Below are 22,359 nucleotides of genomic sequence, written 5' to 3'. Positions count from 1 at the left end.
CGCTGATACTCTCACATCATCATCCGCTGATACCAGCGGGGGCTGAAGTCATTGGCGGCTGGGTTCCGCCATGCGACGAGAGAGAACGATCACCATGGCCGACAAGCCGTCTGTCCTGTTCGTCTGCGTCCACAACGCCGGCCGCTCCCAGATGGCCGCCGCATGGCTGACCCACCTGGCCGGAGACCGCGTCGAGGTCCGCTCCGCCGGCTCCAACCCCGGCGACCAGGTCAACCCGGCCGCCGTCGAGGCCATGTCTGAGGTCGGCATCGACATCTCCAAGGAGACGCCGAAGATCCTCAGCATCGACGCGGTCCGCGAGTCGGACGTCTGCGTCACCATGGGCTGCGGCGACACCTGCCCCGTCTTCCCCGGCAAGCGCTACCTGGACTGGAAGCTGGAGGACCCGGCCGGACAAGGCGTCGAGGCCGTCCGCCCGATCCGCGACGAGATCAAGACCCTGGTCGAGGGACTGATCGCCGAGATCGACCCGAAGCCGGAGGCGACGGCGTGAGCGAGATGCGCGAGGTCGTCATCATCGGCTCCGGGCCCGCCGGATACACCGCCGCCCTCTATACCGCCCGCGCCCAGCTCAGGCCCCTGCTGTACGGCAGCAGCATCTTCGTCGGCGGCTCGCTGACCACCACGACCGAGGTCGAGAACTTCCCCGGCTTCCCCGAGGGCGTCGACGGCCCCTTCCTGATGACCAACATGCGGGCCCAGGCCGAGAAGTTCGGGGCCGAAATGATCGACGACGACATCGTCGAGGTGGACCTGACAGGCGACATCAAGCTGCTCACCGACTCCGCGGGCACCGTTCACCGCGCGAAGACGGTGATCATCGCGACCGGCTCCGGCTACCGCAAGCTCGGCCTCCCGAACGAGGATGCGCTGTCCGGCCGCGGGGTGTCCTGGTGCGCGACCTGCGACGGATTCTTCTTCCGTGACCGCGACATCGTCGTGGTCGGCGGCGGCGACACCGCCATGGAGGAAGCCACCTTCCTCACCCGCTTCGCGAAGTCAGTCACTGTCATCCACCGCCGCTCCACCCTGCGCGCATCGAAGGTCATGCAGGACCGGGCCTTCGCCGACGACAAGATCTCCTTCGCCTTCGACAGCGAGATCGCCGAAATCAAGGAGACGAACGGCATGCTCGGAGGCGTCGTCCTGCGCGATGTCTTCACCGGCGCCACCCGCGACCTGGACGTGACCGGGCTGTTCATCGCCATCGGCCACGACCCGCGCACCGAACTCTTCAAGGCCCAGCTCGACGTCGACACCGAGGGCTACATCACCGTCGCCGCCCCGACGACGCTCACCAGCCTGCCCGGGGTGTTCGCCGCCGGCGATGTCGTCGACCACACCTACCGCCAGGCCATCACCGCCGCCGGCACCGGAGCCGCCGCGGCGCTGGACGCCGAGCGCCACCTTGCCGCACGTGGCGCGGCGAAGCCCGAGCCGACGACGGCCGTTGTCCCGGCCTGACAACACTCGCCGCTATTGTTCTCGGGTCAGCCGTTACCGGGGAAGCTGGAGGGGCTTCCGCGGATTGGCCAAGCACTGCGCGAACGCGGTCGTCATGTCCGTCAACACACCTGCTCGCCACAGATCAACCGGCTCGCAGCGTCCTGCCCCACCGCTCTACGGCCTGCTAGTCGCAGTACTCACACAGCGGCGAGTGCGCGCCCCGGCCACACTTGTGGGTCGGCCGACGACACGTGGCACACAGTTCCGATCTCATCGCCGTGGGGGCATGCGGATGTGTCCGCCTCGTTGATGGGCGGCTCGGGTACCGGCTGTCGGCGGGCGGCGTGAAAGAGCTATTCGCAGGATTGCGTTCCGGCGCGCCTGCATCCAGCGCCTGTCCGTGAGGGGAACCTAGGCGCGAGGGGCTCTCCTCGGACACCCCCTCGCCGCCCCCGGTGCCGCTGACGCATCCCCTACCGGGGGCGGCCTCACGCATCACGCCCCAAGGCGGCGAGTCCGGACGTGCGCCCGCCCTCAGCGGCTGGCCTTCGCCGGCTGGGTTAGTCGATCACGTCCAGTGGGACGTCGGGGTGGCAGTGGCCGCACAACCCTCAGACCGGATGCGATGCGTCGCGACTCGTAACGCTTCACGGGGGCCGTTTGCCCGCCATGTAGCGGTCTCCGACTATGGTTCGAGGGCCGAGGGACGAGGGCCCGCAAGCAGCGGCGGTGCTGGGCGACGGCCCGATCGGCGGCTTCGCTGAGGTTGCCAGATCGGGTCAGGGCGCGGTTCCCGAATTGCTCCAGGACCGTTCGCCCGCCCCCCTCCGCCGAGCGGTGGCGAACGCTGGCCTTCCGTCCTGCTCGTTGAGGTGGGCGCAGGCGCGCGACGATGCTGAGTAACGCCCAGGGTCTGCATATGCCTATGCCGTGGGTCGCTTGACGCTACGCAGCGGCCTGGACTGTCTGAGGTCGAGCGCCGAAGTTCTGACCCAGCGCGCGTTCGACCGAGACCAGTACGACCACCCGCTCAGGATCCGGGGCCGGCGTACGACCGTATCGCTTTCCGTAACGGGTCACCGCGTCTTCCACCACAGCCTCGTCGGTGCACACCTCCGCCACCCCTTCGAGCGTGGCCCACCGGCCTCCGTCGACCTGGCACACGGCTACGCGAGCTTCGGCTCCACCCGCGAGAACGTTTTCTACTTTACGACTCGATTTGCGAGTGATAACTCGGGCAACGCCAGCGGCAGCATCCACCGTCACTCCGACCGGCACGACATGCGGTCGCCCATTGGGCCGCAGCGTGGTCAACGTGCACAGGTGGTACTCGTCCCAAAACTCCAGGTAGCTGTTCGACTGGGCGGATATCGCGTTCGGCATGACTGAAAGCGTAAACGCGGGTGACCGCCACCACACCCTCCCTGATCAGCCATTTTGTCCATTTCACGGACGTTTGCGAGAGAGCCGGGACCGCCTCAAGTCTCAGATTGATAACAGAGTCACCCGGCGACTTGCAAAGGTTGATCCGTTCACGCCAGACCATAAAATCGCAGTTCAAAGCCCCGTACGAGATTGAACAAGGTTGATTTACATCGCTTTGACCGGTCGAAGTCACCTGCTGCCCACATGAATCGACCGTAATTTCTAGGCGACGCCCTGTCGGAAGCGTCACGTACTGTCACAGAGGTTCCCGGGAGCTCCACGGGGCAGCCCCCGCTCGGGGCGTCAGTGCGTGTTCGCGTACGTGACATCTGAGCAGACGGGAAGCCCTGGATGCCCTGGCATCCCTCCCCTTGCGAGGGGGTTCAGTGGGGCGCAGGCGCAGCCGACTGCGGTCGTTTCCGGCGCCGGGAACCGGACGTCATAGACATGGGCGCGGTGTCGCCCGGCTCAGAAAAGCCATCACAGCCGGTTGGAGGTATTACTCAGTGTGGTCGGATAAGAGTGGTCGAGACGCCGCGGAGCCCTTGGTCCCCACTCAGGACGGAATCACCCGCCGTCGCCTTGGGCGCTGGCGTAAATCCGCAGCCCGGACGGTGGAGAAGGATCTGCACCGACTGATTAGGCGGGAGCTGCAAGACCTCGGAGTCACTCCCCCTCTCGACGTTCATGATCTTTGCGAAAAGCTGAGCCAACGGCGCGGGCGCCCTCTGTACCTGCGCGAAGCTCCGCTGCCCAAGCCGGGCCCGTCGGGCATGTGGGCGGAGTACGACACGTATGACGTGATTCTGTACCAGCAGGAGACGACCGACCTGCACCAAGATGGGATCATCCTGCACGAGGTCGGGCACATCCTCGTGGCGGAGAACGAGGAGGCAGCCAAGAACTCCGCCCGCGAGGTGCAGGCAGACACGCCGGATACCGCCCCTGATGACGACGCGGGGGCCGTCGACGTGGAGGGGTGGGCCACCCTGATGCCGGCTTTCGGTGCCGAGGCGGTAAAGCGCGTTGCCCAGCGTTGTTCGTACGACGACGGCGAGGAGTGCTCCGTCGAACTTGTGGCGACGATCATCCTGGAGTGGTCTGCCGTGCTCGAAAGCTCCACTCCTCCGGCTGATGACCCCGCCCTGCGACGGGTCGAGGCAGCTCTTGGTGACCGGCGAGGATGGCTGTAACTCGTGGAACTCCTGCTCCTGGGGCTCCTGGCCGCTCTGGTCTGGAAGCTCTATCAGTGGAAGCGAAGCCCGCATGACGCACCTCTTCGCTCGGTCACCCTCTGCCTGCTCTGTGCCGCGCTCTCGTACCCCGTAGCGATGCCCGGCGGCGCGTCCGGCGTCGACACCGTCGCCGGCCATGGAACGGCGAAGCTGATCCAGAACGTACTGCTCCTTCTCGCGGTGTACTTCCTGATGTGCTTCTACCTCTACTCCGCCGCCGACGAGGATGCGGGGCGACGCAGGGCCCGGGAGGAAGCCGTCGTTGTCGCGGTCGTCGCGGTGGCGATCACTGTGGCAGCCGAGTCTGTGCCGCACGAGGTCTTCGCCGGCTCCTTCAGCACGGCCGACATGACGACTCCGCAGATCTCGTTCTTCTACGGCGGCGCTGGCCTCTACCTGATGTACGCGCTGGGCATGGCGTGCCGGTGGACTCGCCGCTATGCCCGCATGTCCCGGCGCCCGCATTCCACTGGGCTCTGGATGGCCGCCGTGGGTCTGGGGACGATGGCGGTGGCCTGCGCGATCCGCGCCGTCATCGTCACCTTTCGCGCGGCCGACGTGCAGGTATCCGAACCGCTGATGGCCGCCGTCGCCTTCCTCCTGGTGGCGTCCATCCTCACGTTCGCGGCGGGCATCACGTACTCCGGAGCCCGAGCCCGGATCTCGTCCATCCGCCTCTGGCTCCAGCACCGACGCGATCACCGCCGCCTCGCGCCGTTGTGGGAGCTGCTGGCGGAGACGTACCCGGACAACGTGCTGCGGCCGGCGTCCGCGGCGGCCCTGGACCGGTGGCGGGCCCGCGGCGTGCACCGGCGCTACCACCGTCGCATCGTGGAATGCCGTGACGGCCTGGTGGACATCAGCCCGCACCTGCTGGACGAGGGCGACGACAGCACAGTCCTCAACATCGACTCCGCCGAGCTTGCCGCGCGGCTCCGTCGGGCCTCCGCACGGATCGAGAAGGGCGCCCCCGCCCCCCGCCGTGCGGTTCCCCTCGCAATGGCGCTGGGCAGCGACCGCGAGTCGGATGTGAAACAACTGATCGCGGTATCCGACGAACTGCGCTCAGCCGCATGACCTCGCACGATCAAGGAGCCATACGATGCTGATTACCTGTGGACGAGTCCTCGTAGACTCGGGGACCTACCTGGAAGACGGCGCCGTCCTCATCGAGGGCGAGTCGATCACGGCCGTAGGGCCGCGCGAGGAGATCGAGGAGCGGGCTGGGGCCGACATGCCCCGGTTCGAGTTCGGCGGAACCGTCTTGCCTGGGCTCATCGACGCCCACGTTCACCTGGCTTTCGACGGCGGGCCTGATCCGGTTTCCACCCTTCAGGGCTCGACGGATGAAGCGCTGCTCGAGGACATCCGGCGTCGCGGCGAACAGCTCCTGCACAGCGGCGTCACGACCGTCCGCGATCTCGGTGACCGCGGCGGACTGGCGCTTCGTCTGGCGGCCGAGATCAACGATCGCCGTACACCGGGGCCGAGGATCGTCTCTGCGGGCACCCCGGCGACCACTGTGGGCGGGCACTGCCACTTCCTCGGCGGCGAAGTCTCTGGCGAGACCGAGATCCGCGACCTCGTACGGCGCAACCTCGCGGCCGGGGCCGGGGTCATCAAGGCGATGGTCACCGGTGGCGGTCTGACGAAGGACGGCCCCAAGAGCCATCAGTCGCAGTTCACGGCGGATGAACTGGCCGCTCTGGTCGGGGAAGCTCATAAGGCGGGCGTGCCCGTCGCGGCCCATGCCCACGGCGCCGACGGCATCGCCTCCGCCGTCGAGGCGGGCGTCGACACCATCGAGCACTGCACCTGGATGGCGAGCGATGGCCTGGACTTTCGGCCCGACGTGGTTCAGCAGATCATCGCGAAGGACATCACCGTCTGCCCTGCCGTAAGCCCGCACTGGCAGATGCTGCCGCGTTTCTTCGGCGAGGAGCGCGCCCACGCCATGTTCGACCTGGTGCGGCAGATGGCCGATGCCGGGGTCCGCCTGATTGCGGGGACGGACGCAGGCGTGCAGCGCGCCGGCTTCGACGGGCTTGTTCAGGCTCTGTCGTTCTACTCGCACCTGGGTCTGTCGAACGCCTCGATCATCGACATGGCGACTTCACAGGCTGCCGCCGCCCTGGGTCTGGGCGAAATCACGGGGAAGATCGCTCCCGGCTACCGTGCGGATCTCCTCCTGGTGGACGGTGATCCGCTCGGTGATCTCTCCGCACTGAGCGGGGTCCGGGCCGTGTTCGCCTCCGGCCTGCGTCACGAGCCGAACGTTATGGGGCAGTAAGAACCTCACACTGGTGCCCTGCATCCCGACCCTCGCGGTCCGGGGAGCAGGGCACTAGTTGTTGGTGCCGGGATCGGCCTTCTTGTCCAGCTCGCTGGCAAGGTCGTTCAGGATTGAGAGAACATCGGCCGGCAGGCCCTCGTCACTCATTCCGCGGGCCCGTACTCGGCCCACCTTGCCCTGCTTGGCCGCCGACATGAGGCGGAGCCCTTCGTAGACCTGCCGGGCCACGGCGTCATTCGGCTCGAAGTACAGCTTGGAGACGTCGAAGAACTGGGCCAGACCTTCGAGGACCACGGGCACCGGTGTGTCGTTCTTACCCGTCCGCAGGGCCTCGATGGCCTCGGCTGATGTGACCTGCGAGCCCGCGTAGGCGTTCACCGAGTCCGCGATCTCCTGGTCCCTCGGCGCGGTTCGGCCCGGGTAGGAGCGCACCAGCAGGAGAGTGATCTTCTCAGCCAGCGTCTCCGGCACCCTCTCGGCCTCGGCGGCGTCCTCGACGCCCTCTCCGAAAGACCGGTCCTGAGCGCGCTTCAGCTCGTCCTCCGTCACCCTGTAAACAGCCGCCAGGAGAGGGACGTAACGGTCCTTGAGCCGTCGGATGCCCTGTTCAGCTCCAGCCACCGGCCCATCGCTCTTGGTCCCGATGACCGCCCGCGTCTCGTACCGGTAGAGGCCGGCGTCGCATCGCAGGTCGGTCAGATCGGGCAAGCCGTCGCGCGGGAAGAGGTCGTCCAGCGGCCGATTGAGCACTCCGGCGAGAGCAGGCAACTTCTCCTGATCGGGTGTCGTCGCTCCCGACTCCCACCCCGCCACAGTCGAGTCCGCAGCACCAAGGGCGGACGCCACGTCGGCCTGCGAGACGTCCGCGGCTCGACGTACCGCGCGCACACGTTCTCTGTCGAAACGGCGAGCTGGCATCGGACCTCGTTTTTTGGGTAACCCGAGGAAACTTCGGACTGTTGACTTTTTATGCGAACCAAGATAGCTTCATCTTAGCGAAAAACGAGAGGGTTCGCACCCCTCTCAACTTTCGCCCACCTGCCGTTCCCATCGTGGACCGGTCTGGCGGGAGAGGGGATACCGCGCATCACTCGGGCACGGCCCTCCCCCTCAAAACGCCATCGGCGTCCGAGAGTTCGCACCTCTCGGACGCCAGACAGCTCGTGATCCGCGGCCCCTGACAAGGGCGCTGGTCACTCGCACGGCCACTCCGTGTCCTTTCGCACGGCACGACGGAGCGGCTACCACATAAAGGAGTGTCGCATGTCCCCTACTACGGACTGCAACCCGAGGGCGGAGATCCCTTCGGGCCCGGCCGAACAGCTGGCGGCGCAACTGGCGTCCATGCTGCCGGAGGCCGCCGTCGTACAGGTGCGCCTTCAGGGACCTCGGACCCTGTGGCCCCACCTTGGGCTTACCGCCGTGAACAACCGCGGACGCACCCTTCGTGTCCCTCGGGCGAAAGCGCTCACCATCGCCCGGTGGATCATCCGCTCGTTCCCTCAGGCCGGGTGGGCGGCCTCCGGCGGCCATGCCTTCGACCTGCGGACGGCTGAACTGCGCGGGTTGGAAGCGTGATGGCGGCCGTGGCACCGGCGAATGCCGGACCGGCCCTGGACTTGCAGGGACTCGTAACCGTGGTCGACCTCTTGGATCAGGTCGGCGGTCTGGATGCCCTGATGGGCAATCGGGCGACGGATTCCCGTGATAAGCGTCTACACATCGGGTACAGCGAAGCCGCTGAACGGCTGAACATTCCGGAAAAGTGGCTTCGTGAGCGCATATCTACGCTCCCACACCGGAAGTTCGGGAAGTTCGTTCAGTTCACGGAGGAAGACCTCCACGCGATTTCCGATATGCATTTCGTCAGCCCTGGCGCAAAGACCCAGGCGGATGACGAGTCGACGCTGATGGCACTTCAGCCTTCCAAGCGCTCTCGTAAGCGTTCCTGATCTCCTCTCCCGCCCGGTTGCAATAATTCGTGGCGCTGCGAACATCGCGAGATACAAATGAGCACTAATATATCCAGCCTCATTGAGGCTGCGCACCAGGGAAACTGGCTGCCCCTCATAGAAGAGTCTAAGAAGGCTCCGGGTAAGCACTGGGCCGAATCTGCACGATGCACGAACCAGGACATCAACATTTTCGTTCCACTCGCAGACGGCCCATGGGAAGACCCAGAATCGGTGAAAGCCAAGTTGGGAATCTCCCTCAACCGTCCTCGCAATCTCTGCGCGTCATGCCCGTTGGCCGTCGCTGCCCGGTGCCTGGTGGAATCCCTCAAGGACGACGACGAGTACGGAATCCGGGGCGGTCTTCTGGCTTCGGAGCGTTCAGAGCTGCGGCGTGCATGGCAGGACCGGGACAGCGAGAAAGCCGTAGAAGGCGCGCTTCGAGGGTGCACCGCGGCCTTGACCAAGCCCGCCCGGGACGCCGTGATTGCGCGCTTCGCCACTGATCCCTCGCTGGACGCTACAGCCGTCGCTCGTGGCCTCGGCGTAACGCACGAGTACCTGCTGAAGCTCGCCCGTCGCTACCGAAAGTCCCAGGCCGGGCGGGGCACGCCCTCGGTCCACGTCGTCTCAGACGCGGCCTGACGCGGCCCCGCGGAAACGATTCTTCCGCACGGCGGACCCTGCGTTCACGGGAGTTCTCCCCATGCTTCAGAACAACCCCTCCGGATATCGGCGCGCAAATATCAGTGCCGCGATCCGCGAGATTGCACCTACGACCCTACTCGTGCGGGTCTATCCCGAGCACCGGTCTGTTACCCACCTCTTCGAATCGGGCTTCTACCGCATGCTCATCGACCGCAAGACCGAAGAAGAAGTGGCGCGCATGGTCAGGCGCGGATTCGACAAGGTCGCAGACTGGCACCTTGCCCACGATTTCTACCTCCCTACCGAAACGCTGTACCTCACTCCGGAGCCGCACCAGAACGGCTACGTTCCGGAGGACGACCACTCTTTCGGCCTTTCCCGCCACCGTCGAATAGCGATAGGCGGTGAGCACGGATGAGCGACATAGCGACCGAACTGGTCTGGTCACAATCAAAGTCGTGCAGGGGCTCCCGCCTCGTCATGCTGGCGCTGGCCCGTGAGGCGGACGCCGACGGCAAGGCCACGCTGACCTTGGACGAAATATCCACGCTTACCCGTCTGACGCCTCCTCGATAACGAAGTGCCTCGGAGAGCTGGCAAAGCTCGGGGAACTCAGCCACGAGCGGGGAGGGGGAGCCTGTAACCCGAACACCTACTCGATCCTGCTGTGTGGCAATGGATCTGGCAGTATCGGTTCAGAGAATGAACTGCTTACTCCCAACCCTGAAGATTCGGAAGAGGGAACTAGGTTCCAGGAAGCCCCTTCCCAGAACTCCGCTTCGGAAGCCGAAAGTGGGAAGTTTCAGCACACAGATTCGGAAGTTCCTTCCTCGCACGTACGTGGTGGTAATACTCCCTACGGGAGTATTACCACCACCAAAGAGCAAGCTAGCTTGCTGAGGTCACGTCGAGAGAACACCACCGGCAAGCAGGAATCGGTGAGGGTTCCCGACGGAGCCAAAAACCTGGTAACAGCCATAACAAGCGCTGGAATGCTGGTCGGCTGGCGATTGACCGAATTCGAATGGGATCGGGTAACAGCTCTCGCAGCACGCTGGGGAAATGAACGGCTGGTCGAGATGGTGGCGCGGCGGTGGAACGTCGACCGCCCGCCACAATCCGCCCGTTATCTGCTGCGCATCTGGGCGGATCTCCCGTCGCACGCTTCCGCAGCAGCCTCCCAAGGCAATGTTGTGCCGTTGCGACGGCAGTCCCCAGGATGGATTCCCTTTCAGAACACCGCTACCCCCAGCGCCTATCAGAACGGATTTTGATCATGGCAGAGCCGGAACGCGCGGGCAGCGCCAGGTCAATGCGCGCAATGGAACGAATACTCGCTGCGAAAGGGCTTCAGGTCGTGCCGGACTTCGACCCTGCCGACGAGGCACCGGAAGAGAATCCCGGAGACCGCGAGTGGCACTGCCGGGCTCGGGCCGACTACGCCCTGAGCCGCTGGCAGAGGGCGACCCCTCCCCGGTTCCGTGACGCTGAGGCCACGCTGCCGGAGGTCGTCCAGTGGGCCGAGCGCGCACTCGCGGACAACGCCGCCGCTGGCGCTCTGCTCCTCACCGGCCTCACGGGGACGGGCAAGACGCACCAGGCATACGGGGCCTTGCGGAGGATCGCGGCCGGCGCACCGGACCGCTTCGAGTTGATCGCCGTGAACTCGGCAGACATGTACGGCAATCTGCGCCCTTCCCAGGTCATGGGCGCCGCGGAACACGAGCTGCAACGACTCAGCCGGGTCCAGTACCTATTCCTCGATGACCTCGGTACGGCGAAGACCTCGGAGTGGACCGAGGAGGTCACGTACCGGCTGATCAACTACAGGTACAACCACTGCCTGCCGACGCTCATCACGTCCAATCTTCCGGCCCGCGATGAGAACGGTCCGGACCTGAGCGACTTCGTCGGGGCGCGCGTGGCGAGTCGTCTGGCGGAGATGGTCACGACCCTCGTGCCGATGATCGGCGCCGACCGGCGCCGTGGCGGGAGGGCGGCCTGATGCCCGTCCGCCGTCGCGGAGCATCCCGCGACGCCGCAGCACTGTCCCCAGCGTGTGCATACGTCGGCCCGTGCAGCCGGTATGCGAACCCGTTCACAGCCGGTGCTCGCTCTCCGCTTGGTCCTCCGATGGACGCTGCGGAGTCGGTGGATCTCTTCGCGGCCACGCTCCGGGGACCGATCGGGCGCCACTACGCCGCTCGCTTCGGCCGAGCGCTGCGGGGGCTCGACCTGATGTGCACCTGTCCCCTTGATGCTCCGTGCCACGCGGACGTCCTCCTCCGCCTCGCCAACGCGCCCGGTGACGGCACCGCACCGCGCACCACCGATCTTCTTGGAAGGCCCCCGATGAGTCACCCGATCATGTTCGCTGCGGCCAAGCACATCACCACCGCGGAATACCGGCGCAAGACCGCTCGTGAGGAGGCGTTTCGCACCTGGGGTCCACGGTCGATAACGGCCGCGTCGAAGTACGCCCGCGTCCTCCTGGGGGACGCCGCAGTCACGCTCGACTGGGAAGTGCTGGGCCTGCTCAGCTTTGAAGAACACCTGCAAGCTTTCGCCTCGCTCGACACGACCGGGGGCCAGCACCTGGAGCTCTACTACACCGACCAGGGCGGCACGGAACGGATCTCGCTGCGGGTCTCGTGCGTGAGCTGCCCGAGTCAGCACGTGCACGAGGTGACGTCCCTGGAACAGCTCGGACAGCTCCTCTCGCAGACCCCGGCCTGGCAGGACATCGCGCCCCGCGACGGGGGCAACCTCTGATGTCGCACGCGCACATAGACACGGTGGCGGGGACCGAACGGCAGGGATACAACCTGCGCGGCATGACGCCCTGGGACCGCAGTGCGATCATCCTGCTCGGGGCGGCCGGCTTCGCCTTCTCGTACGACGCCCTGCGTCAGATCGCCCTCGCCATCCACGCCAGGGAGAGCCTGTCCTACCTGTTCCCGGTGTTCATCGACGGGTTCATTGCCTACGGCGTGCGGGCGATCGTTCTCCTGCGTCACGAGCGGTTCGCGGCGCGGTTCTACGCGTGGGTCTTGTTCCTTTCGGCGACCGGAGCGAGCCTCGGCGCGAACGCTCTGCACGCGATTACGCTGAACGATTCTCCGGAGGCCGGACGGTCCGCGCTGCACCTGGCGGACAGCGTCGTGGGGGTGCTTTCGATGCTCGCGCCGCTCGCGCTGGCGGGATCGGTCCACCTCTACATCCTGATGGCGCGGACGGCTGAGCGGGCGGTCCCGGACGGGGCTGAGACTGGTCCCGGACCGGTCCGGGAGGAGAATCCGACGCTCGAACGTGTCGCGGTCCAGCCGCGTCCTCGTCCGCTGGAAGCACCGGCGTCGCTGGCTCCACGCCCGTTGGCGGGCGGTCCGTCCGTACCGGCAAAGCCCACCGCAATAGCTGTTGACCTGCGGAAAGTAGCGTTCCAGCCCGAGGACGATGCGCGGGCGGACGGCGCTGCGGTCCACCCGTCCGCGGGCGGGGAGGCGGAAGGCCGGACTGCGGACGGACCGGTTCTTGGCTCGCCGGATCAGGACCCGGCAGAGGCACCCGCGCCCGCGCCCGATCCGTCCGCCCCGGAGGCAGTCCGCGCCGCTGCGGACGGCGAAAAGCCGTCCGTCCCGGACGGCGCGGAGGACTCGCAGGACCGGGAAGCGGACGACGAATGGTTGGCGGAGCTGCTGCCGATTGCGCGGGCCGCGACCGAGCGGGCCGGACGGACCAGTCGTGAGGTCGTAGGGGACGCCGTCCGCAAGCATCAGGCGATCAGTAACGACCGCTTGGGTGTGCTGCTGGCGCGGCTGAAAGAAGAGGAGGAAGAGGCGGGGAGGACACCCGCCGCTGCCTCCAGTGCCCTCTGGTGATCTCATCGCATGTGTGCCCCGGGGCCTCTACTGCTCTCGCCGTGGAGGCCCTGGACGGCCCGCTTGTTCAGGAAGGAATGACCATGTGGCTTCGCCGACGAGTCCGAGCGGAGGACACAGCTCGGCCCGACGCCGCGCAGGCGGCAACTACACTCGCGCTTCATCTCCAGAGCGGCGGCAGACTTACGCCGATCCAGGTGGACGGCCTTCCTCTCGCGGACGGGGAAGTCGCCTTCGCGGACGTAGCGTGCTCAGCGGCCCGTTTCTACGGAACTGAGGTCGTCTACCCGCGCCCGGCCGGCTACTTCGAGAACCACCCGACGTTCGGCCAGCAGTGGGTGCCCAACCGACGCCTCGATGGCCGGCGGTCCCGAGAGGCGGAGGACGCCGCTGTGCCGCAGTGGCGCGATCACACCGCGGCACGAGTGGTGCTCACCTCTACCGGGGTGCGTCTCAAGCCGACCGGGTCGCCCACCTGGCTGCCCTTCGACCACGCCCTCTTGACCGTGGTATCGGCGGGACAACCCGAAGCAGTGCTCTCGTACAGCGTGTGCGCGCCCGTGCTCCTCTCCGGCTGGGCGGCGCCGTGGCTCGGCGTAGCCATCGAGCACCTGCGCCGTTGCCCGTCTGCATAGGGGCCAGAGCGACCAAATAGCCTCTCCACCACAGAAGTCGGAACCTAATTCCAGGAATTAGGTTCCGACTTTTTTGCTGATTCGAGTTGTCCGCGAACCCCTGCAAAGATTCAGGCACGGCCAACGCCACAAGGCGCTTCCTGGTCGTGGAGCTTCGTTTGTCGAAACTCCCCTGCACATGGAGAGGGGCTGATGGCCTTGATATGAGAGACAGCTCTAGCTGCGGAATCAGCCAACTTTCGCTCCACCGCGATTAGGGCGTATTCGGCGATCAGTGCCGCTTACTCAAGTCGCCGCATAGCGCTTCCATTTCTCCGGCAGATGCCGGTAAAAGCCGCAGGAGTGGTTCCCCCTCTCTCCTGCGAAGGGGTGGTGCGGCCCCCCGAACTCCCCTTGCAGGCCTTCCGCATTACGCCGCTGCTCGCTGGTCTCGACTGGCGGGTGTCCGCTCGCGACCCCAGCGGCGGCAGCTCGATCACCCATGAACCCAATCTTCGTAAGGAACAACTCCGTGTTGGCATCCGGCTTCTTCAAGCGCACCCTGCCCATCGCCCTGGGAGGCGCACTTGCTGCCACCGCGCTCTCCACCGCAACAGCGTCCGCGAGCTCCGGCTGGTGGGCCTCCAGCGGCGGCGGCGCCGAGGGCTACTACAACCACGTCAACGACCACGTCACCGCATGTGACATCAAGACGGACGGCTACAAGGCAGCGGTCCAGATCCTCGCGAACGATGGCCGCTTGCTCACCACCGTCACGGACTCCTACAACAACGGCAACTGCTCTTGGCGGACGCCGACCCTTTTCCAGGGCACGCACAAGATCAGGGTCTGCGTGGTGAAGGGCAACGCACGCCCCGTCAAGTGCAGTGCGGCCCACACGTTCTCTGTCTGACCTCTCCCACCCCCTGTGCAAGATTGTGGTTCCCGCATGCCTTGTTACAACCGATTCATACCTATATCAACGGTAATAGGCGTAGCGGCTTCCGTTGCCGCTCTGTCTACCGGCTGCTCCAGCTCGACCGTTGGCCAGTCCAAGACCGCGACCGCGCAGCCGCACTCCGTCTCAGCAGGCATCACCGAGACGAGCGCGCCGAGTGCGACAAGCAATGCTCCTGCGCCGAGCGCCGTGCTGCCGAAGAATGTTGAGCACACGGCCCGGGCGTTCACGATTGCCTACGCCGAGCACGATGCACGCGACGACCGGGACGGCTCCTACGCCGATGCCGGCGCTCGGGCGGCTCGACTCGCCACGGGCGAGCTGGTGGGCATCCTGGGCCAGAAGCGGCCAAGCCAGGACGCCCCATGGGCCGCGCTGCGGGCCGAGAAGGCGTGCCAGACAGCCAAGATCACTTCGGTCGTGGTCCCCGACGGTGCACCAGCCGTGACGCCGTCCTCCGCTCTCGTTCGGGTGGGCTACACCCTGACGACGACCCCGCAGTCCGGGCATGCGCGCCGCAGTAGTGAACAGCTCGCTCTCCGCCTAGAGCACACCTCCGAGGGCTGGCGCGTCGCCGCCCTTCCGTGGGCCTGACGGGGCCGCGATGAACAGGGGCACACAAGCTGGCCTGGGGCTCGTCACGGCCGGGCTCATCTCGGGTGTCGCCCTGCTGACCACGTTCGGCGGGGCCGACAGCGCCTCGGCACAAGAGACCGGCCCCGGCGGCGGCATCACCACCGACGCGCCAGTCCCCGGATGGGTCCGTGCACTCATCAACAAGCACGCGAGCGAGTGTCCGCAGCTCACGGCCTCTCTCCTAGCGGCCCAGCTCTACACCGAGTCCAAGTTCGACTCCGGCGCGAAGTCCCCCGTCGGCGCTCTCGGTATCGCACAGTTCATGCCGGCGACCTGGGCTCAGCACGGCAAGGACGGTGACGGGGACGGGGTCAAGGACATCAAGAACCCGGCCGACGTCATCGCCGCACAGGCCGCGTACGACTGCACGTTGGCCAAAGAGGTCAAGCGCGTGCCCGGTGACTCCACGGACAACATGCTCGCGGCCTACAACGCGGGCGGCGGCGCGGTGATCAAGTACGGGGGCGTCCCTCCGTACCCCGAGACGCGCGACTACGTGCGCAACATCCGTGCGCTGGCCTTGAAATGGGCTGACGCCGTCCGGCCGGACGCTCCGGCCGGAAAGGGTGCCGCTCGCGCGATCTCCGCTGCGAAGACGGCGCTGGGCACCTGGTACCGGTGGGGCGGCAGCTGCGTCATGCCGTACGAGGGCGTGGGCGGCTGCGACTGCTCCTCGCTCACCAAGATGGCGTGGGCCGCGGCGGGCGTGAACCTCCCCAGAGTCACGTACGACCAGGTCCACGCCGGAACCGCCGTTAAGAGCGTTTCCCAACTCTACCCGGGCGACCTGCTGTTCAGCGTCCCCGGCAGCGCCGGACCTGAGCACGTCGGCATGTACATCGGCGGCGGCCAGGTCATCGACGCCCCGCACACCGGGGCACAGGTGCGAATCAAGCCGCTCTCGTACTGGAAACCGCAGATCATCGCGATGCGACACGTCGGCTAATCATGCCAAAAGATCCAAAACAATCCTTTAGAGCACCAAGGGGCTGAATATGCACAACCTTCTGTCTGCCGTTGCCGATCCCTCCCTGCACACGACCCTCGCCGCCGGAGCCGACGTCGTGTCCGGCGTGAAGCCGGACTGGGGCCCCTTCGGGAAGCTCGGCACCACGGCGAAGGTGATCCTCGGCGTCATCGCGGCCGTCGTCCTTGTCGTCGGAGCCGGCGCGTTCCTGGCCGGTGTCGGCAAGAGCAAGGGGTGGTTCGGTGAGGGCCACTCCACGATGGACAGCTCGCGCGGCAAGGGAATGATGGTCGGCGGCCTGACCTGCGTCTTCCTCGTGGCCAGCTTCGGCACCATCTTCGCCATCACGTACGGCATGGGTGTGTGACCTATGGCTTCCCGATCCCGGAGGAACGTTTCCTCCTCGAAGGCCAGCGGAGCGCGCCGCCCGTCGGCAAAGCTCTGGGGCATCGCCGCCGGCGGTGCGGCGGTGGTCACCGCGGCCGGTGTGCTCGTCAGCATGGCGACCGGTACCCCTCCGGCCACGGCTCCCTCCGCGTCCGCACCCGCTCACTCGGCTCCGCAAGCGAGCAACGAAGGTGTGCGCGAGCTGCACGGCGTCCCCGTCGGCTACCCGCACACTCGCTCCGGCGCCAAGGCAGCGGCGGCCAACTACACGACCGTTGCTGCAAGTTCGCGGTTCCTCACGGACAAGGACGCTCGGCACCGCGCGGTGGCTGTCATGGCGGCCAAGGGCACGGCCGGAGCGGCGGTGAAGAAAGCCGACCACGCGGCCGGTGACGCGGTCGGCTCTCTGCGGGGGGACACCTCCAAGGTCTCCGCCAAGAAGGCCATCGCCCGTACCGGTGTCCTCTCCGCTCACGTCCTGGGCTTCGACGCCCACGGCGCGATGGTGCGGCTGTGGACGACGACGGTTCGCGGCAGCACGGCCGGGCACGCGACGCCGAAGACGGGCTTCCAGTCGGTGACGGTCACGCTCACCTGGGAGTCGAACGACTGGAAGCTGAAGGACAGTTCGGCCTCGAAGGGGCTCGTCGCTCCGATCGACGTACGGCAGGCGTCCAACGTGCCGGGCGACTTCTCGGACTACGTTCCGGCCGCTGCAGAAGACCCCGTGCTGAGCGGTGCCGCCGACCAGAGCGGCTTCCCGGCACCGTACGGGCACAACGAGCGCGGCGCGCGTGCCGCCGCCGTCAGCGCCACCATGCTCTACGGCGATCCCAGGTTCTTCACCGATGAGGACTGGCGGCACCGGATGCTGGCGGCCACGGCCGCGTCGAGCGTGCTGCACTCGGTCACCTCGGACACCGACTCGACGGCTCGTCTGGTCATGGAGAACCGCGGGGTCGGCTCGGACGGGACGACCGCCGACGGCAGCGAACTGATCACGCGGACCGCGGCGCTCGCCACCCGCTCGATCTCCTACTCCGACCAGGCCGCGAGCATCGAGCTGTGGACGGCGTCGGTGGGCGGCGTCGCCGGGAAGGACGAGACGCAGCGCCCGCAGGTCGCCTTCCTGCGGATGACCGTGGATCTGGTCTGGGAGGACGGCACCTGGAAGACGACGGCCGTCACGCCGTCCGAACCGCTCGTGCCGTCGCCGCCGGTAATGCAGGAGGCGGACCCGGCCAACAGCTTCGCGGACGTGGGGGGTGCCAGCAATGCGCCTGCGACTGCGTGACGACGCCCCCGGCCTGCTGACCGTCGAGCGGGGCACGCCGGGTCGCTGGCGCCGCCGCCTCCGGGCGGTGGCGATGGTCAACGTGATCATCGGGTTCGTGTTCGTGCACTCTGCGGTGGCCAACCCCTTCTGCTACATCCCGATGGTGTGCGAGGCGAAAGCGGCCATCGACTTCGTCAAGGACCCGCTGGGGTTCCTGCTCCAGAAGCTCACCGAGGCGAACATCTGGTTCCTGCGCAAGATGCTGGAACTGATCCAGAACACCACGAAGATCGACCTCACGAGCCCCGGCTTCCTGAAGCAGTACGCGATCATCTTCGCGGCCTCCAGCCTGCTCACCGTGGCCCTGTGGCTGATCGCCGTGGCCAAGCGGGCGGTTCGCGGAGTCGCCGTGACCACCGCCGTATCCGAGGCGATCGGCTTCCTGCTCCTTCAGTTCGTGGTCAACGCCATGACGCCGGGCGCAATCGCGCTACTGATGAAGGCCATTGACGAAGTCACGGCCATCTTCGAGCCCTACGCGACATCGAACTTCAAGCCGTTCCTGGAGAACATCCTGAAGGTCATGGCCGGAAACCCCACCGAGGGCGTGGGACAGCTGCTGGTCGTCAACCTCATCATGATGTGCGGCGCGCTGTTGATGTGGGTTGAGCTGCTGATCCGCAGCGCGGCCATCTACGTGGCCGTCGCGCTCGGGCCGATCGTCAACGCCGGGCTGGTCGACCGCGACCTGTGGAACAAGAGCAAGAAGTGGCTCGGCGCCATCTTCGCCCTCGGCCTGTCCAAGCCCGTGCTCTTCTCGCTGCTGGGCCTCGGCGGAGCGGTCCTCAGCGACACCTCGGGAAGCATGTCCGACGCGGTCTCCAAGACCCTGGTGGGCGCATTGATCCTCCTGCTCGCCGTTTTCGCGAGCGCCACCCTCTACAAGTGGGTGCCTGCCTTCGGCGACGAGATGGCCAGCCTCCACCACGACCGGAAGAGTGCTCAGTCCTCCGGCCCGGCCGCCGCGATCGACGGTCCCGGCCAGCACGCCAACCGGGCGATGGGCGCTCGGGTGCAGGACTCCTTGGTCGGCGGCTCCAAGAGCGCTGGTGCCAAGACCGCTGGCGCGAAGATGGGCGGCGGAACGGCTGTGGCCGGACCGGTCGCGGCCGGGGCCACCGTCGCCAAGGCCGGCGTCGACGTGGCGAAGAACAAGGCCACCAGTTCCCCGGGCGCGCAGGGTACCGACGCCGCAGGCGGCGGCAAGCCCGAACAGCCCGAAGGCCAGCAGGGTGGCGACGACACCACCGGGACGTCCGGCGCACCGGCCGCCTCCCGTCCGCAGGGAGCGACCTCCGACCCGGTCGTCAGCTCGTCTCCCGACTGGTCCTCGGCCGGTGGCCACGCGTCGGCCGGACGCCCGCCGGGAGCCAGCGGCGCTCCGAGCACGGCTCAGCCGCCCTCGCCGCCGGCGCCCGGCCCGGGAACCTCGGGCCCCACGCCGCCCACCTCTCCCTCCTCCGCATCAGGAACCACCTCGGGCTCCGGACCCTCCGTCACGCCCCCGCCGCCGTCGCGGCCCTCGGGCGGCCAGGCACCTGGACGACCGAACCCCAGCAAGGATCAGTGACCCTCATGTCGACTCGTACGTATCAGTTCGGAAAGCACCGCCCGACCGGGCTGGTGGGCCGCCGCGACCTCGGCGAACAGGTCGTCCTCGGTGGCGGCGCCGTAACCGGCATCCTGTTCGGCTACCTCTTCAACGGGGTGACGGCCATCGCCGCGACGTGCCTGGTCCTGCCGATCCTGCTCGCCCTGGTCATCGTGTATGCCCCGTACCGGCCCAAGGGCACATCTCAGCGGCGCACGCTGTACCGCTGGTGGCGGATCAACCGATACCACCGCAGAGCGCTCCGCCGCACGGGCGGCGTCTGGGTGTCCCCGGCTGTTGAGGCCGGCGTGCGCGCGAACGGCACGCCGCCGGACGCGGCCCTGGTGGAGCCGGAGGGCGTCACTGGCATGACGTGGGTGCCGGTCACGGTCCGCGGGCAGCAGGCCGTAGTGGTCCTCCAGCCGGAGGCCGGGTGCGTCACGGCCACGCTGGAGATCGCCTCGCCCGGCCTCGGCGGCAAGGAGGTCGGGGAACAGGTCGTCGCCCTGGAGCGCTGGGGCGAACTCCTCGACGCCTTCGGCAACGTTGAAGAACACCCGGTGAAGCGGGTTCAGGTCCTCGCCCGGCAGATGAAGTCGGACCCCTACGCCCACCAGCGGTTCATAGGGCAGCGCGACGAGTCGGCCGCGACGTCGGACGCGCCGCAGTGGCTGAAGGACTCGTACGACGTATTGGCCAACGCCGTGTCCACCAGCGCGGAGGAACACCGCTACTACATCACCATCCACGCGAAGTTCACCCGCGACCTGGCGGCCGAGGGCGCCGCCCGCGGAACCGGTGACGAGGGGATCGCCGCCGCGATGGCCGCGTACCTGGAGGAGCTGTGGTCCCGCGCGGAGGACGCCGACCTCTCGGTGATCGCGCCCCTGGACGCGGGCAGGATGACCGCGTTCATCCGGAACTCCTACGACCCGGACCACGCCATCTGGGACACCGACCTTCGGCAGGCGCACGCTTTCCCCCGCAACGTCGACGTCCGCGACGGCGCCCACCTCTCCACCCGCGCGGCGGGCTCCACCGAGAGCTGGTACCACGCCACGGCCGCCGTCGTCGGATGGCCGACCACCCCCGTCGGCCCCGACTTCCTCTCGCCCCTGCTCATCGGGATGCCCGACGTCATCCGCACCATCTCAATCACGCAGCAGCTCGAACCGAACGACAAGGCCGTGGAACGGATGCTCGCGGAGGACACGAACAACCAGGCCGAGATGGACCGCGACCGCAAGCGCGGCAAGAACATCGACCCGCGCGACCAGATCGCCGCCACCGCCACCGGATCACGCGGCATGACCCTGGCGTCGTCCGGCGCGGCCGGCTCCGCCGTCGTCGGCTACATCACCATCTCCTCGCGCAGCGCCGAAGAGCTGGAGCGCACCAAGCGCACCACCGCCTCCCGCGCCCGCAACGCGCACCTGCGGATCGAATGGCTCGACCTCGAACACGCCCGAGCCTTCGCCACGACCCTGCCCCTCGCCGGAGGCATCAAGTGACTGACCTCCTCGGCCTCGCCCCGCTGTCGCCGATGCACGAGACGGTGCGCCGTCCCCTCTACACCGAGACGACCAACAGCCAGGCCCTGTACTTGCCCATCGCCCCGCCGACCCTCGGCACGGCGGGCGCGATCATCGGCCGCGAGTTGTACAGCGGCAAGGCGTTCATCTACTGCCCCTTCTCGGCCTTCGGTGACGGCCTGCCCGGCGGCAACATGATCGTGATGGGCGACACCGGCCGGGGAAAGTCGGCCCTGACCAAGACCTACGCCGCCCGACAGATCCGCCTCGGCCGTCAAGTCGTCGTCCTGGACACCAAGGAACAGAAGGAGCGCGAAGAGGGCGAGTGGGCCGCACTGGGTCGCTCGCTGACCGGCAAGCCACCGGTGAAGTTCGCGCCCGGCGGCGGCCGGGGTGCCTCGTGCATCAACCCGATGGACCCCGCCATCGCGGGCAAGCGGCAAGTCGAGCTGGTGCGCACGATCGTGGAACTCGGTCTGGGGAAGAACCTGGACGAGTTCGCCGGCTCCGCGCTCCGCATCGCGATCCGCCGGGCACATCAGCGGGCCGGAGACCTCGGCCGCACCCCGGTCCTGGCCGACGTCGCCGCCGCGCTGCGGTCCCCGGAGGAGTCCGACGCGACGGCCAAGCAGCGCACGCGGGACGAACTTCTCAGTGACGGCCTGGAGGCGTCCTACGTCCTGGACCGCCTCTGCGGAAGCGAGCAGGACGCGACCGGCGACCTCACCGGCATGCTCGACGGCCCGACCAGCCTCGGCGTGGACCTCGACGCCGACATGATCGTCTTCGACCTGACCAAGGTCCCGTCCGGCGGCGTCGCCATGACCATCCTCGTCGCCGTCATCAGCGTGTTCCTCGAAGAGGTCTGGCTTCGACCGCTGTGCGAGTGCGGAACAGAGCCGGGAGCGCACGACCGCATCGTGGTCGACGCGAGCTCCGGAGCCTGGGAGCTGGGCCCGAACCCGAACACCGGCTGCTGCCGCTACACCCAGCGCAAGCGCATCCTCGTCTGCGAGGAAGCCTGGCACATCCTCGGGACACCCCAACTCGCCAGCCTTCTGGAGAAGTTCCTCAAGTTCGCGCGTGGATACGGCCTGTCCTGCATCTTCATCGTCCATCACCTGTCGGACATCGACGACAGCCCGGAGACCCAAGCGGCGCTGAAGATGGCCGACACCATCGTGATCTACAGCCAGAAGAAGGCTGAGGCAGAAGCGACGGTGGCCCGGCTGGGCCTGCCGTCCTGGACGGCCGAGCACATCATGCGCCTGCGCCGCGGGATCGCGCTGTGGAAGGTCGGCGAAGTGATCTACCCCGGCGTCCAACACCTCCTGGTCGAGGCCGAGCAGCACCTGTGCTTCTCCTCCGGCTCGATGACCGACCTGACCGCTGCCTCACCTGACGCCGCGTGAACGCGTACCGCCACCTCTCCGCCGCCGA

At 67.3% G+C, this 22,359-nt stretch carries 23 protein-coding genes; 21 read left to right on the top strand and 2 right to left on the bottom strand.

All coding sequences use genetic code 11. The features are described from left to right. Positions 1 to 94: 94 nt before the first annotated feature. Both ACFC1X_RS06460 and trxB read left to right on the top strand, forming a co-directional pair. A complete protein-coding gene (locus ACFC1X_RS06460; protein ID WP_376349786.1) occupies positions 95 to 514 on the top strand; it encodes an arsenate reductase ArsC in 420 nt (139 codons plus the stop codon). After that, entirely contained in the window at positions 511 to 1,485 is a 975-nt protein-coding gene (trxB, locus tag ACFC1X_RS06455; protein WP_376349285.1) for a thioredoxin-disulfide reductase, read from the top strand. Before ACFC1X_RS06460 ends, trxB begins: the two co-directional genes overlap by 4 nt. A gap of 927 nt (positions 1,486 to 2,412) precedes the next feature. On the opposite strand, the gene ACFC1X_RS06450 is transcribed toward trxB, so the two are convergent. Continuing rightward, positions 2,413 to 2,850, bottom strand: a complete 438-nt coding sequence (locus ACFC1X_RS06450; protein ID WP_376349283.1) for a pyridoxamine 5'-phosphate oxidase family protein — start codon at positions 2,848 to 2,850, stop codon at positions 2,413 to 2,415. A 656-nt stretch (positions 2,851 to 3,506) separates the two neighbouring features. Here ACFC1X_RS06450 and ACFC1X_RS06445 point away from each other — a divergent pair. Genes ACFC1X_RS06445 through ACFC1X_RS06435 form a run of 3 tightly spaced genes read left to right on the top strand, consistent with a single transcriptional unit; the run spans position 3,507 to position 6,417 of the window. Continuing rightward, the gene (locus ACFC1X_RS06445) at positions 3,507 to 4,085 is read left to right on the top strand and encodes a hypothetical protein (RefSeq protein ID WP_376349282.1); all 579 of its coding nucleotides are present in this window, start codon (positions 3,507 to 3,509) and stop codon (positions 4,083 to 4,085) included. A 3-nt stretch (positions 4,086 to 4,088) separates the two neighbouring features. Beyond that, complete coding sequence (locus ACFC1X_RS06440; RefSeq protein ID WP_376349280.1) at positions 4,089 to 5,204, top strand: MAB_1171c family putative transporter; 1,116 nt, start codon at positions 4,089 to 4,091, stop codon at positions 5,202 to 5,204. Positions 5,205 to 5,229: 25 nt separating this feature from the next. Beyond that, positions 5,230 to 6,417: an amidohydrolase family protein gene (locus ACFC1X_RS06435; protein WP_376349279.1), complete on the top strand. Its 1,188-nt coding sequence runs from the start codon at positions 5,230 to 5,232 to the stop codon at positions 6,415 to 6,417. A 54-nt stretch (positions 6,418 to 6,471) separates the two neighbouring features. On the opposite strand, the gene ACFC1X_RS06430 is transcribed toward ACFC1X_RS06435, so the two are convergent. Then, positions 6,472 to 7,338, bottom strand: coding sequence for a helix-turn-helix transcriptional regulator (locus ACFC1X_RS06430; protein ID WP_376349277.1), 867 nt, complete (start codon positions 7,336 to 7,338; stop codon positions 6,472 to 6,474). A 659-nt stretch (positions 7,339 to 7,997) separates the two neighbouring features. Between ACFC1X_RS06430 and ACFC1X_RS06425 the strand changes: the two genes are divergently transcribed. From ACFC1X_RS06425 to ACFC1X_RS06350, 16 genes are all read left to right on the top strand, one after another. After that, positions 7,998 to 8,372 carry a hypothetical protein gene (locus tag ACFC1X_RS06425; protein WP_376349275.1) on the top strand — a complete coding sequence of 125 codons (375 nt, stop codon included), beginning with the start codon at positions 7,998 to 8,000 and terminating at the stop codon, positions 8,370 to 8,372. A gap of 57 nt (positions 8,373 to 8,429) precedes the next feature. Then, positions 8,430 to 9,017: a WhiB family transcriptional regulator gene (locus ACFC1X_RS06420; protein WP_376349273.1), complete on the top strand. Its 588-nt coding sequence runs from the start codon at positions 8,430 to 8,432 to the stop codon at positions 9,015 to 9,017. A 61-nt stretch (positions 9,018 to 9,078) separates the two neighbouring features. Next, the gene (locus tag ACFC1X_RS06415; protein ID WP_376349271.1) at positions 9,079 to 9,438 is read left to right on the top strand and encodes a hypothetical protein; all 360 of its coding nucleotides are present in this window, start codon (positions 9,079 to 9,081) and stop codon (positions 9,436 to 9,438) included. A gap of 475 nt (positions 9,439 to 9,913) precedes the next feature. Then, positions 9,914 to 10,294 carry a hypothetical protein gene (locus ACFC1X_RS06410; RefSeq protein WP_376349269.1) on the top strand — a complete coding sequence of 127 codons (381 nt, stop codon included), beginning with the start codon at positions 9,914 to 9,916 and terminating at the stop codon, positions 10,292 to 10,294. A 2-nt stretch (positions 10,295 to 10,296) separates the two neighbouring features. Continuing rightward, positions 10,297 to 11,025, top strand: coding sequence for an ATP-binding protein (locus ACFC1X_RS06405; protein WP_376349268.1), 729 nt, complete (start codon positions 10,297 to 10,299; stop codon positions 11,023 to 11,025). After that, complete coding sequence (locus tag ACFC1X_RS06400) at positions 11,025 to 11,792, top strand: DUF6195 family protein (protein ID WP_376349267.1); 768 nt, start codon at positions 11,025 to 11,027, stop codon at positions 11,790 to 11,792. The genes ACFC1X_RS06405 and ACFC1X_RS06400 overlap by 1 nt, the downstream gene beginning before the upstream one ends. Further along, positions 11,792 to 12,898, top strand: a complete 1,107-nt coding sequence (locus ACFC1X_RS06395) for a DUF2637 domain-containing protein (protein ID WP_376349266.1) — start codon at positions 11,792 to 11,794, stop codon at positions 12,896 to 12,898. Before ACFC1X_RS06400 ends, ACFC1X_RS06395 begins: the two co-directional genes overlap by 1 nt. 197 nt (positions 12,899 to 13,095) lie before the next feature. After that, positions 13,096 to 13,533, top strand: coding sequence for a hypothetical protein (locus ACFC1X_RS06390; protein ID WP_376349265.1), 438 nt, complete (start codon positions 13,096 to 13,098; stop codon positions 13,531 to 13,533). Between the two features lie 511 nt (positions 13,534 to 14,044). Next, on the top strand, positions 14,045 to 14,425 hold the full coding sequence (locus tag ACFC1X_RS06385) for a hypothetical protein (RefSeq protein ID WP_376349263.1): 381 nt from the start codon (positions 14,045 to 14,047) through the stop codon (positions 14,423 to 14,425). Between the two features lie 234 nt (positions 14,426 to 14,659). Continuing rightward, positions 14,660 to 15,064: a hypothetical protein gene (locus ACFC1X_RS06380; protein WP_376349261.1), complete on the top strand. Its 405-nt coding sequence runs from the start codon at positions 14,660 to 14,662 to the stop codon at positions 15,062 to 15,064. A 10-nt stretch (positions 15,065 to 15,074) separates the two neighbouring features. Next, positions 15,075 to 16,052, top strand: a complete 978-nt coding sequence (locus ACFC1X_RS06375) for an NlpC/P60 family protein (RefSeq protein ID WP_376349260.1) — start codon at positions 15,075 to 15,077, stop codon at positions 16,050 to 16,052. A 49-nt stretch (positions 16,053 to 16,101) separates the two neighbouring features. After that, positions 16,102 to 16,440 carry a hypothetical protein gene (locus ACFC1X_RS06370; RefSeq protein ID WP_376349258.1) on the top strand — a complete coding sequence of 113 codons (339 nt, stop codon included), beginning with the start codon at positions 16,102 to 16,104 and terminating at the stop codon, positions 16,438 to 16,440. Positions 16,441 to 16,653: 213 nt separating this feature from the next. Continuing rightward, positions 16,654 to 17,754 carry a hypothetical protein gene (locus tag ACFC1X_RS06365; RefSeq protein ID WP_376349256.1) on the top strand — a complete coding sequence of 367 codons (1,101 nt, stop codon included), beginning with the start codon at positions 16,654 to 16,656 and terminating at the stop codon, positions 17,752 to 17,754. Beyond that, the gene (locus ACFC1X_RS06360; RefSeq protein WP_376349255.1) at positions 17,735 to 19,366 is read left to right on the top strand and encodes a hypothetical protein; all 1,632 of its coding nucleotides are present in this window, start codon (positions 17,735 to 17,737) and stop codon (positions 19,364 to 19,366) included. The genes ACFC1X_RS06365 and ACFC1X_RS06360 overlap by 20 nt, the downstream gene beginning before the upstream one ends. 5 nt (positions 19,367 to 19,371) lie before the next feature. Next, positions 19,372 to 20,898 (top strand): SCO6880 family protein, encoded by a 1,527-nt coding sequence (locus ACFC1X_RS06355; RefSeq protein WP_376349253.1) that lies wholly within the window; start codon positions 19,372 to 19,374, stop codon positions 20,896 to 20,898. After that, a complete protein-coding gene (locus tag ACFC1X_RS06350; RefSeq protein WP_376349252.1) occupies positions 20,895 to 22,331 on the top strand; it encodes an ATP/GTP-binding protein in 1,437 nt (478 codons plus the stop codon). Before ACFC1X_RS06355 ends, ACFC1X_RS06350 begins: the two co-directional genes overlap by 4 nt. Positions 22,332 to 22,359 lie beyond the last annotated feature (28 nt).

Source organism: Streptomyces sp. NPDC056128, assembly GCF_042263835.1.
Classification (GTDB): Bacteria; Actinomycetota; Actinomycetes; order Streptomycetales; family Streptomycetaceae; genus Streptomyces.
The sequence above is the reverse complement of the archived record's forward strand: the minus strand, read 5'-3'. Positions and strand labels throughout refer to the sequence as shown.